Source organism: Paenibacillus sp. EKM10P (assembly GCF_011800655.1).
Classification (GTDB): Bacteria; Bacillota; Bacilli; order Paenibacillales; family Paenibacillaceae; genus Paenibacillus; species Paenibacillus polymyxa.
The window spans coordinates 1-422 of record NZ_JAALET010000083.1 but is presented as its reverse complement, the minus strand read 5'-3'; the positions used below and the strand labels follow the sequence as shown (position 1 = coordinate 422).

1 protein-coding gene is annotated in these 422 nt (G+C 56.6%); it reads right to left on the bottom strand.

The features are described from left to right. Window positions 1-422, bottom strand: a 422-nt coding sequence (locus HFE01_RS26505; RefSeq protein WP_167442913.1) for an AMP-binding protein, incomplete at both ends; no start/stop codon positions are given.

The following is a 422-nucleotide window of genomic DNA, read 5'->3' as shown; positions in this document are numbered from 1 at the left end:
ATCGCCGTTTCAATCTCGCCTAGTTCAATCCGGTAGCCCCGGATTTTGACCTGATAGTCCATCCGGCCGATAAAGTCTACATTGCCATCTGGCATCCACCGCGCCAAGTCGCCGGTGCGATACAGTCGTTCACCCGGCACGTACGGATTCGCTATGAATTTCTCGGCTGTCAGGTCCGCACGGTTCAGGTATCCCCGTGCGACCCCGGCACCGCCAATGCATAGCTCACCCAGTACGCCGATCGGCACTGGATTCAGTTGGCTGTCTACGATGTAGAAACGGGCGTTCAGCCATGCCTGACCAATCGGCACATTCCCGCTGCTTGGCAGCTTTGACAGCTCTTCGTCGTAGAAGCTGGAGTCAATCGCCGCTTCCGTGACGCCATAGCTGTTGATGATACGGATATCTGCGCCAAACCGTTC